This window comes from Actinomadura sp. CNU-125, from assembly GCF_001942465.1.
In the GTDB taxonomy this organism is placed as follows: domain Bacteria; phylum Actinomycetota; class Actinomycetes; order Streptosporangiales; family Streptosporangiaceae; genus Spirillospora.
On sequence record NZ_MKJY01000588.1, the window covers coordinates 22,175 to 32,719 of the forward strand.

Annotated in this window: 9 protein-coding genes; 5 read left to right on the forward strand and 4 right to left on the reverse strand. The window is 71.0% G+C overall.

Features of this window, described 5'->3' with window-relative positions:
* Positions 1-7: 7 nt before the first annotated feature.
* Positions 8-385: a ParB N-terminal domain-containing protein gene (locus BJF79_RS47185; protein ID WP_143220989.1), complete on the reverse strand. Its 378-nt coding sequence runs from the start codon at positions 383-385 to the stop codon at positions 8-10.
* Between the two features lie 295 nt (positions 386-680).
* Between BJF79_RS47185 and BJF79_RS56815 the strand changes: the two genes are divergently transcribed.
* Entirely contained in the window at positions 681-1,037 is a 357-nt protein-coding gene (locus tag BJF79_RS56815; RefSeq protein WP_158079521.1) for an FkbM family methyltransferase, read from the forward strand.
* A complete protein-coding gene (locus tag BJF79_RS47190; RefSeq protein ID WP_075907142.1) occupies positions 1,000-1,413 on the forward strand; it encodes an FkbM family methyltransferase in 414 nt (137 codons plus the stop codon). The genes BJF79_RS56815 and BJF79_RS47190 overlap by 38 nt, the downstream gene beginning before the upstream one ends.
* Here the strand turns inward: BJF79_RS47190 and BJF79_RS47195 are convergent.
* The 3 genes from BJF79_RS47195 to BJF79_RS47205 all read right to left on the reverse strand — a co-directional run bounded on the left by BJF79_RS47195 (position 1,397) and on the right by BJF79_RS47205 (position 8,768).
* A complete protein-coding gene (locus BJF79_RS47195) occupies positions 1,397-4,846 on the reverse strand; it encodes a hypothetical protein (protein ID WP_075907143.1) in 3,450 nt (1,149 codons plus the stop codon). The two genes, BJF79_RS47190 and BJF79_RS47195, sit on opposite strands and share 17 nt — an antisense overlap.
* Before the next feature lie 149 nt (positions 4,847-4,995).
* Complete coding sequence (locus BJF79_RS47200) at positions 4,996-8,091, reverse strand: WD40 repeat domain-containing protein (protein ID WP_410050230.1); 3,096 nt, start codon at positions 8,089-8,091, stop codon at positions 4,996-4,998.
* Positions 7,980-8,768 (reverse strand): serine/threonine-protein kinase, encoded by a 789-nt coding sequence (locus tag BJF79_RS47205; protein ID WP_262403600.1) that lies wholly within the window; start codon positions 8,766-8,768, stop codon positions 7,980-7,982. Before BJF79_RS47205 ends, BJF79_RS47200 begins: the two co-directional genes overlap by 112 nt.
* Before the next feature lie 428 nt (positions 8,769-9,196).
* Between BJF79_RS47205 and BJF79_RS47210 the strand changes: the two genes are divergently transcribed.
* The 3 genes from BJF79_RS47210 to BJF79_RS47220 all read left to right on the forward strand — a co-directional run.
* Positions 9,197-9,802 carry a dihydrofolate reductase family protein gene (locus tag BJF79_RS47210; RefSeq protein WP_075907146.1) on the forward strand — a complete coding sequence of 202 codons (606 nt, stop codon included), beginning with the start codon at positions 9,197-9,199 and terminating at the stop codon, positions 9,800-9,802.
* Entirely contained in the window at positions 9,799-10,236 is a 438-nt protein-coding gene (locus BJF79_RS47215) for a hypothetical protein (protein WP_075907147.1), read from the forward strand. Before BJF79_RS47210 ends, BJF79_RS47215 begins: the two co-directional genes overlap by 4 nt.
* 81 nt (positions 10,237-10,317) lie before the next feature.
* Positions 10,318-10,545 (forward strand): hypothetical protein (locus BJF79_RS47220; protein WP_143220990.1); only part of this gene is annotated, 228 nt, incomplete at its 3' end.

The following is a 10,545-nucleotide window of genomic DNA, read 5'->3' on the forward strand; positions in this document are numbered from 1 at the left end:
GGCGTTCTCACACGCAGATCGAGTCCAGGTCCGCGTGGGACAGCACCATCGCGTCGATCGCGGTCCGCCCTTCGATGTCGGCCTTGAGGAGCCGGTGAAAGCCGTCGAGCACCACCAGCCGGCCCCTGTGCTCGACCAGGTGGATCGCATACGCCAGATCACTGGCCATCACCCGCCGGTGGTGATCGGGAAACCGCTGCGGGTCGTCACGGACCTGCCGTGGCGTGACCTGGAAACGCTCGCCGTTCAACTGCCACAACGGCAGATCGAACGACCACTCCAGTTCTTGGACGGCGATGTGCCGCACCGGGAGCTCCAGAGCCCACAGCCGCTCGATCTTCCACGGAACGAACGGCAACGTCTCCTTGAGCACGTCCGGCGTCATCGCCCAGAGCTCGTCCCTGGTCACCCTCGGCGCGGCACGATCCGATCCCACGAACACCCTCCCGACTCACACCGAGACATGATGCCCAATATGTAACGGGTTACCGGACGTACGAGCCGCAGCGTTCCCCGGGCGCGCCGCTTCACCGATGACGAACTGTGCTCGGTGCAGCTCGCGGTGCCGACCTCCTCGCCGGACCGAAGCGCGGGCACGGCTTCCCGCACCGTCCGGTCCGGATCGCGACCGGCGATTGCGGCCGTCCGTCCGTAGATTGGCGCGGGTGGGCGGTTATGACTTGATCGCGTATGGGGGCAATGCCGAGGACGTCGTGCTGATGCGGGCGTTCGCCGACCGGCGGGGCGGGTTCTTCGTGGACGTCGGTGCCGGGGAGCCCGTCAGCGGTTCGTTGACCAAGAACCTCGTGGACGGTCTGGGCTGGCGAGGGGTGAACGTCGAGCCGCTGCCCGAGCGGCACGCTCGCCTTCGACGGGCGCGGGCGCGTGACGTGAACCTGAGGGTGGCGGTGGGGGATTCACCGGGTAGCACGACGTTCTTCCGGGTCGCCCGGGCCGGGGAGGACGGGTGGCGGCGGCCTCAGCACGCTGCGCAGGGACGTGCTGGAGCGGCATCTCGCGGACGGCTGGCGGCATGAGGAGCTGCGCGTCGAGGTGGTCACGCTGGAGTCGATCCTCGGCGCCCACGCGGCACCGGGCTTCGACCTGCTGAAGGTCGATGTGGAGGGGGCGGAGGCCGCGGTGTTGCGGTCGGCCGACCTGCGGATGTGGCGGCCGCGGGCGATCGTCGTCGAGGCGACCGTCCCGCTGACGAGCCGGCCGAGCCATCGGGAGTGGGAGCCCGGCGTCCTGGCAGCCGGGTACGGGCTCGCGCTGTTCGACGGCCTCAACCGCTTCTACGCACGAGAGGACGAGCCCGTCCTGCGCGAGCGGCTCGCGGTGCCCGCCAACGTGCTCGACAACTACATTCCGTACGCGTGCGCGCGCCGTGCCGGGCTCATCGGAGAAGGGTGAGCAGGTCGGGGTGGTGGTCGCGCAGCCACCGGGTGATCCACGCCCCGTCGCGGTCGGCGAGGCCGAGGGCCGGGGTGTCGATGAGGCGGCGCAGCATCATCAGCGGCAGCAGCGCGGCCAGGGCGTCGTGGTCGACGGCGTCGGCGCCGTAGCCGTCGATGAGCGGGCCGGGGTCGGCGCCGCGCGGCATGTCGACGGCGAGGGACCAGGCGAGGTCGAGCATCGGCGGCCCCGACTCGGTCGCACCCGGGTCGAGCAGGCCGGTGAGGACGTCGCCGTCGAACAGCGCGTTGTGGCACACGGCGGCGTCGCCGTGGATCGCGGTCATGGGGAGTCCGCGGCAGGCCGCGTCGAACCGTTCGGCGATGGCCGGGTAGGCGTCGGGTGCGGTGGTGCGTGCCCAGCCCAGCAGGACGCCCAGGGCGCCGGGGTCGTCGAGGCGCAGGCCGTCGCCGGGCGGGAGGGCGTGCCAGAGCCGGAGCTGGTGGCCGAGTTCCCGTTGGCGGGCGGGTGTCGGACGGTCCGCGTGGGCGCCGGGCAGGCGCTCCAGGACGGCCCACCACGCCTGCCCGGACGTGCCGGAATCGTGCAGCCGCGGCGCCCGGACGCCCGCCGTGGCGCGGATCTCCTCGAAACCGCGGACGGTCCGCAGCCGTTCGTGCAGGCGGCGGCGCACCTTCACCACCGTCCGCGCACCGGGCACGACGCCGTCGGTGCCGTACGCCCGCAGTGCGGCGGCGGGGTCGCGGGGGCCGTCGAACGCCGGGCAGGCGAGCGCGTCCCGGATCGCGGTTTCGACGAGCGCGCCGGGCACCGGGCCGGTGGGGATCAGCGCGCGACGGTCACCGGCGTCCAGGGGGCCGCAGACGGGCGGTCGCAGGCGGGCGGCGGCCTGTGACCAGCGGCGGCGCGCGGAGTCGGGGTCGTCCAGCCATTCGACGGCACCGAAGTCGGCGTCCAGCCCGGCCCACGCCCCGGTGACCGGGGCCCAGACCGGCAGGCAGTCCTCCGCGAGGCTTCGCGCGGTGCGCGCCGCCCGCGCGGGCTCCCCGCCGGACGCGTCCAGCAGGACCTGCAACGCCTCGACGGGCAGCAGTTCGCGGGACGCGCCGAGTTCGCCGAACCGGCGCGCCGCGGCGTCCAGCAGTCCGGCCGCCGCGCGGCGTTCACCGCGCAGCGCGCGGGCCATCGCCTCGGCCATGTCGCACTGGGCGAGCCCGATCGATTCCCCCGCGGACGCGTTCAGTTCGCGCGCCCGTCCGAGCAGCGACAGGGTGCGGTCGGCGTCGTACCACATCAGCGCGAGCAGCAGGTGCCGCAGCGCGCGCGCCTCCCACAGCGGCGCGTCGGCTTCCCGCGCGGCCTCCAGGGTCACCTCGAAGAACCCGGCCGCTTCCGCGAAGCGCGCGTTCTGCAGGTAGGTGTGGCCGAGCAGGTCGGCGGCCCGCACCTGGTCGGGGCCTGCCTGGGACGCGCCGTCCATGAGCCGTTTCACCGACCGGTAGTCGCTGCGGCGCAGCGCGTTGTCGGCCAGGCCGAACCGTCCGCTCGCACCGATCAGCGAAGTGGGCTCGATGCCGGAGAGGTGACCGGCGGCCTCCTCGACCCGGCCGATGATGTGCGCGCGGCTCGCCAGTTCGTGCCGGTAGTAGTCGGCGTACGGGCCGCCCGGTTCGCCGATCGCTTCGCGCAGTGCGAGGTAGCGGTCTTCGGCGTTGACGTCTCCGCGCGCCGTCAGCCGCGCGATCTCGGTCAGCCGGGCCAGGCCGGGCGAGTCGGGCAGTTCCGGGAGGGACACCAGGACCTGCCAGTGCCCGAGCACGGTGAGGGTGTAGGCGAGGTCGCCCAGGGGTCGCGGGGTCAGCCCGTGTTCGTCGGCGGCGTGCAAGACGAGAAGGAACGCCGCCACGCATCGCCTGCCGCGCACGCCCAGGGGAAGCGGATGGTCTTCGTCGTCGTCCCAGACCGTCAGCGCGACGCGGGTCAGGTGCTCGATCGCCCGTTCGGTGTTGCGGGCGCGTTCGTCCCGTGTCCAGCCGTCGTCGGTGTGAGCGTCGCATTCGATGACGCTGCGGCGCAGGTTCTCGTGCAGCCGGTACGCGGGCCACACCGTGTCGTCGCGCCGGACGAACGGGCGCTGCACGAACCGTTCGATCTGGCGGAGTCGCAGGTGCGGGAGGACCGCGTGCAGGACGTCCTCGTCGAACGCTTCGAGCAGCGCCGCGGCACGCAGGAGGTCGCGGTCGGGCGCGGACAGGTCCCGCATCGTGCGCAGCACCAGTTCTGGGAAGCCGAGCCCGAACACGTCGGCGGGCGGCGCCTCGCCCCTGGCGAGGTACTGCCCGAACAGTCCGGCCGACAGGTCGAGGTAGAGCGGCGACCCGCCCGATCCCGCGATGATCCGTTCCCGGACACCGGGCCCGATCGCCGGAGTTCCGTCGACCGTGAGCCGCGCCGTCAGGTACGCCTCGGCCGACGCAGGGTCGAAGCCGTCCAGGCCGAGCTGGTCGCCGCCCGCCAGTCCCGGCCAGCGGCGCTCGCCGCCGTAGGTCAGCGCGACGGCCCGCGCCGGATCGTGCCAGCGCAGCGGGAGCCGTCCGGCGGCGACGAACGCGACGTTCGGCATCAGGTACACCAGCCGCGAGACGAGGTCTTCGAGACCGCCGCGCTTGGCGGGCAGGCGCTGGACGTTCTCCAGTGTGTCGAGCACGCACAGCGCCGCGGCCGGACGCCTGCGGCGCGCCCGTTCGAGGTCGGCGGCCAGCAGCACCGGCATGTATCCGAGCATCCGGTCCGGGTCGTCCTCGGACAGGATCGGGTCGAGCGCGGGCAGTTCGGCGCGCAGCCGCTTCAGCCGCGCTTTCTGCGCGGCCGTCCGGCCGAGCAGGTTCAGCGCCCGGTACGCGGCCGACACCGCGCCGAACCCGCCGAGGAGCTGGTCGACGGCGGTGCCGACCTGGTCGGCGACGCCGCCGCTCTCCTTCCGCAGGAACGCGGTCAGCGACTCGCCCGGATGCTTGCGCTGCCAGTAGACCGCCAGCGCCACGTCGAACGCGGGCCACGAGCGCGCCAGCGGCGCGAGCGCGGCCCGTACCCGCAGCAGGACGGTCTCGAAGCTCGAACCGGCGGGGTCGGCGAAGTCGAGGACCGCGCGTGCGCCGCGCCGCGGCAGGCCGTCCAGTTCACCGTTCACCGCCAGGTCCGCGACGTGCCGGACCAGTGTGGACTTGCCGATGCCGCCTTCGCCGGACACGGCGATGAGGTTGCCCGCCGGACGCTGGAAGTCGAGCAGTTCGTCGACGGTCCACGACCGTTCGGAGAGTCGCGCGAACCGGTCCCGGAAGGCCCGGATGTGCTCTTCCCGGTCGGTGAAGACGTGCTGTACTTCGAATGGAGCGCGCGGCCCGTAGGCGAAGAACTGGTCGACGTCCACCCGGATACCCGATCACATACCTCCGGCCCTGACAACGGTGTTCCGCACCCGAACGGTGCCGGACGCTCCGCCTCGGATGACGTCCGGTGGATGCGGGTCAGGGGTTCTCGGGCACGCACCGACCCGACGCCCGCGAAGATCGCTTCGACCTACTGTGCTGGACAGACGTCGAGGTAGTCGACACCGGACGGTACGTACTCGGACCATTCTGTACGGGTCATGTTGCGGTTGGCGATGGCGCAGGCCGCCGCCAAGGGGTCTGCTGGAATGGCCATGTTCCAGCGCTGCACGATGCCGTCCCGGAAGAATTCATGGCCGCTGCCATCTACCAGAACCACGCCACCCGTGGTGATCAGAGATGCCCCATCGGAACTGAAGGCCAGCGACTGCACGACGCCGCCCTTATTGAGGGGGGCACCGACCTGAGCATGGACAGTGGCGTCCCAGAGCAGGATTCTCTCCTCTTCATTGACGGCCAGAATATGTCCATCGGGACTGAAGACCAATGGCCCCAATATTTCGTTCGGCGACCCGCTGGTGAAGGGTATCCCGATCTGATGGCGTCCCTCGACATCCCACAGAAAAGCCGCGCTCTCTCCACCGATGGCGAGTTTCTGGTTATCGACTGGGCTGAAGGCCAGAGACTGCACCGTGCCGGTGTACGTGACGAGTGACCGGATTTCCTTAGAGTTTTGCGCGTCGGAGAGGTCGAAGAGCCGGACCGTCCGTCCGATTCTGGCGGCCAGCGTCCGGCTATCGGGGCTGAAAGCCAGAGCACCTACCTCCTCCATCTTCTCCTTCTGCTGACCACGAGTGGACGGAAAGAGCGGCCCATCGGTCACTTGAACGCGCTTCTTCACGTCCCACAATTGTATATTCCACTGGTAGGTCAAAGTGCTGGCTTCCCCTCGATAACCTCCGCTGACAGCCAGGAAGCGCCCGTCGGGACTGAAGGCCATATCACTGACTGCACCTCCCAGGGAAATATCAAGGGGAAGCCATTGCCCCGCAGCCGGATCCCAGATATCGATCCCACCGTACGGATCGGCGGTGGCGAACATTCCGTCGGCACCCACTTCAATGGACACGCTCGCCCCGTTACGATCTTTCGGCCCCGCTATGGCGGCTCCCGTCTTTTTGCCGTTGGCGACGTTCCAGGTTTGAAAGGAGCCACCGGGCGGCATTTCGGGCGAGTGTTCCATCTCGGCGACCAGGACCCGTCCGTTCCGACTGATCCCCGTTGCGCGGGCGTCGATGTCGATGGGACGGGGGTCGGCTTGGTGCACGGTGAGGTCCCACAGTCGCACCGAGTCGATGTCGATGCCGGCTACGATGCCGTTGCCGACGAACGTCTGGTTCGAGGACTCGGCATCGATGGAGCCGAGGCGGATCCCATCGGCCGTCCACAGTTGCGTGCCGATAGCCACGACCCGCCCGTCGGGGCTGAACGTTATCGCTTCGTCAACACCGGAAACATTGGCTTCCGCTACACCGGATATGGACATGTCTTCATCTTTTTTCTGAGCCGCACGCGTGTCCCAGAAGAAGAAAATTGTTTCACCATCTTCTCCTTCTTTTGTCGTTATAAGGGTTCGCCCTTTCGGGCCCAGTGCCAGCACTTCACCCGGCCGAGAAATACGCTTCTTGCGTGCGCCGGTGGCGAGGTCGACCAGTTCCACCGTGGAGTGGCCTTCGGTGGTCTCGCGCGCGACGGCCATGGTCGTGGCATCGGGGCTGACCACTCCCGGGCGGGGAATCTGAAGGCGGGGGCGGTGGCCGAACGGGCGTACGTCCCAGAGTTCGACGACGCCGGCGCCGGTGTCGGTGGCGGCAGCGGCGTCGGCGGCGAGATCGCTGAAGGTGACGGCCACGCTTTTGCCGTCCGGGGTAAAGGCGATCGGACCGGGGGCGGCGCCTTCGGGGACCGGCAGGTCGCCGAGATGCCGGCGGGAACGGACGTCCCAGATCCTCACCACCGGCTTCTGTTCACCCACGAGGACCGAGGTGTCGACCGCGGCGGCGAGTGTTCCGCCGTCCGGGCTCAGTGCCACCGAGAAGTCGGCCTGTCCAGACGTGGGGGAAAGTTCGAGCAGCTCCAGGGGGTCGCCGTTACGGCGGCGCTTGTGCACGTCCCACAGCTCGACGGTGCCGTCATAGTTGCCGACCGCGAGCAACCGTCCCTCGCCGTCGGCCGCGAGCGCGGCGGGGCTGCCCACGTATCCGTTCAGCCCCCCGCGGGCGGATTGGGTGAGGATGTTGTCCAGCGCGGCGCGGCTTTCGGGGGTTTCCTGGATGCGCTGGGCGGCGACGGCCAGCAGGGCGGCGGTACCCGGGTCGGCGCTACTGAACTGGCGGCTCTGCGCAGCCAGTTGCCGTGACGCCGCGTTGTCGCGTTGGCGGTTGGCGGTGTCCTGCGCTCGGACCGCCCATCCGGTGGCGGCCAGGGAGAGCAGGGTGGTGATGGCCAGGACCACGGCGGTGATGCGGACGCGACGGGCGCGGGCGGTCTGGGCGCGGGTGCTGGCGTCCAGCAGGCCGCGTTCGGCCCGGTTGGGGTGGGGCGGATGCCCGCTGGCGGCCCAGCCGGCGGCTTTGTCGAGGTTGGCGCCGGTCAGTACGTCGCCGCGGCGCTGTCCGTTGCTGTTCCAGGTGTGGGCGGCCTGCCGGGTGCGGTGGTGGGCGTTGAGTTCCTCGTGCCGGTCGTCGAGCCAGTTCCGGAGCCGGGGCCAGGCCCGCGGTAGCGCCGGGCGGGTCAGGACGATCTGTTCGGTTCGTCCGGTCGGCTGCTGCCCGGCGGGGTCGGGTGCGTGGTCGCCGGTGACGGCCAGCAGCGGCGCGAAGGCTCGCACCACCCGCCGCAGCGCTTCTGTTTCGGCGGGGTCGTGGCGGTCGAACAGTTCTGCCGCCGGTACCGGGCGGGTGGACCAGCCGCCGTCCTCCCCAGGCACCAGACAGCGCAGGAACACCTCGGGGGCCAGGCGCTGATCCTCGGGCGGCAGGGTTGTGTAGGCGTCCTCGGCGAGTTTGCCCAGTGCCGGGTCTCCCGGCTGCCATCCGGTCTGCGGGGCGGCCTGCCCGGCCCCCCACCTGACCAGCTCCTGCGGGTCGCCGGTGCGCTGGTGGGGGTCGCCGGTCAGCGCCGCCAGGATCGCCCGCGCCGTCGGGCGCTCAGCGGATCCTTGTCCAGCGCCGCGGCCACCAGCGCGCGCAGCGGCTCGGGCAGCGCACCCAGATCGGGGTCGCAGGTGCGGACCTGGTGGGCGATGGCCGGCAGGTCGCCACCGGTGAAGGCGTGGCTGCCGGTGGCGGCGAACACCATGATCGCGCCCCAGGCGAACACGTCGGCCTCGGCACCGGCCCGCTGCCCCGCGTACACCTCCGGCGCCATGTACCGCAGCGTCCCGACCAGGCCGCCGCCCTGCGTGGCCGAGTGGGTGTCCAGGACCCGCGCGATCCCGAAATCGATCAGCCGGGGACCGTCCGGCCCCAGCATCACGTTGCCGGGCTTGAGGTCGCGGTGCACCACCTTGGCCTGGTGGATGGCCGTCAACGCGGTGACGATCCCGATCCCCAGCCGGTGCAGATCGTCCTCGCCGAACCGCCGCGGCGCCCTCCCCCCGCCTCCGGCGACGGTCGACTGCAAGCTCAAGCCGTCGATGTACTCGCTCACGATGTAGGGCCGCGGCGGTTTGAGGTGCACCTGCAGAATCCGCGCGGTGCAGAACGACGCGACCCGCTGGGCCGCACGCGCCTCGGCCGCCATCTGCTCCAGATCCTGCGGAGCCTCCGACGCCCCGTGCAGCACCTTGATCGCCACCCGGCCCCCGTCCGGGCCGTACCCCTCGTAAACCACGCCCTGCCCACCGGCGCCGAGCCGCCCCGCCAGCCAGAACTCCCCGATCCGCTCCGGATCCCCCGGCACCAGCCCGTCCACCAACCCAAGGACCCCTCTCCAACACGCGGCGGGTACTCACCAGCCCAGGACCACCACGGCCGACATCGGTTACCTGTCACTGGGACTCCACCGAAACCAGCAGAGTTCGCCGTAATCCGGCCACAAATGCGTCCCCTAAATTCCCAGGGCTCCCACCTGGGGACGTTCGCCGCCATCCGGCCGAGCGGCCGATTCGGCCCGTAATCGGCTTTATGGTCCGGGCGGTGTCGGGGGGTGAAGGCCGGAACTCGTCTCCGGCGACGAGCCGCGCCCGGTGGGCGTCTCCGCGCCGGCCCCGGATCACGGTCGGTGCCGCCGTCGGCGAGGCGATGACTTCCCGTGACCCCGCAGCGCCGCCGATGAGTTTGGGGCTCCCGGCCGGTCAACCTCGCGACACCCTAGGAAAGGACACCGCCATGTCGGAGCTTCTCGTCGACTTCATCACCTCCCTCGACGGTTACGCGTCGGGGGAGGGATGGCCCGGGTTCTGGGGCTTGGAGGGCCCGGAGTACCTCGCTTGGCTCGGGGAGCAGCCCGAGGCCACTCACCTGATGGGAGCGAACACCTACCGCCTGATGTCGGGCTTCGCCGCCGGTGAGGTCCCGGACGGCCAGGACGAGTTCAGGCCCGAGGAGGAGGCGTCCGTCGACGAGCTCACGCAGGCGTCCAAGGTGGTGTTCTCCTCCACACTGGAGGAGCCGCTGACGTGGGCGAACTGCACGCTCGTCCGTGGCGACGCCGTCGAGGCCGTCCGCGGCATGAAGGCGAGCGGCTCGGGACTCCTCACCACGATCGGCAGCCTCAGCCTGTGCCGGTCCCTGCTCCGAGCCGGACTCGTCGACCGCTTCCGGGTCGTGATGTTCCCGGTGATCACCCGCGCCACGGGCGCAGAACGCATCTACGACGGCTATCCGGACGTCGCCCTCGAAATGATCGAGCACCGCACCTTCGACGGCCGCATCCAGTTGGTCGAATACAAGCCCCGCGTGCTCGAACACCCGCCGCTCGCCGCCCCCCCGTGACGTCGTCCCGTCCGCCGTCCTGGACCGCCGCCGGGCCGACGGGCGCGCGCGGCTCGGCTTCGGGGGCCGCCTCGACCGGCGGCGAAGCGACCCGGGCGAGCGACCTGTACGCCGTCGGATGCCTGCTGCACGAACTCCTCGGGGGCGAACGCCCGTTCCAGGCGGCGAACGTCGCGGAGGAGATCGTCCGCTCGCAGACCGAACCCGCGCCGCTGCTGACGTCCGTCCCGGCGGAACTCGCCGGGCTTGTGCGGTCGGTGCTGGTGAAGGGGTCCGGGCGGCGTCCGTCCGGCGCGGTGGCCCTGTACGCGCGGCTGCTCCCGGGGACGCGCGGGCTCCGCCCGCTGCCCGGGTGGATCACCCCCGGGCCGGGGGACGACCCGCGGCACCTCTACACGGCCGCGCTCACCGCGCTCCGTCCCGTTGCGGGGTGAGATGACCGAAATGGGACAGATCTTCGGCGGGGTCGGCGGCGTCTACCGGAACTAGGACATCCCCGACCTTTTCGAGGGCCCATGACGGACGATCAGACCGCCCGAACCACCGTGGAGAAGCTGGCGGGCCACCTGTCGGCGGTCGCGGCCGGGACGGCGCGTCCGGCGGACGACCCGAACGCCGAACGGCTGCGCACGCTCGTCGCGGGCGTCGTCCGTCCCGCGCTGTGGCGGCCGTTCGAGGAAGACCCCGGCGACCCGGACCGCGTCGCGGCGCTCACCGACGGGCTCACCGCCGCGCTGGCCGCC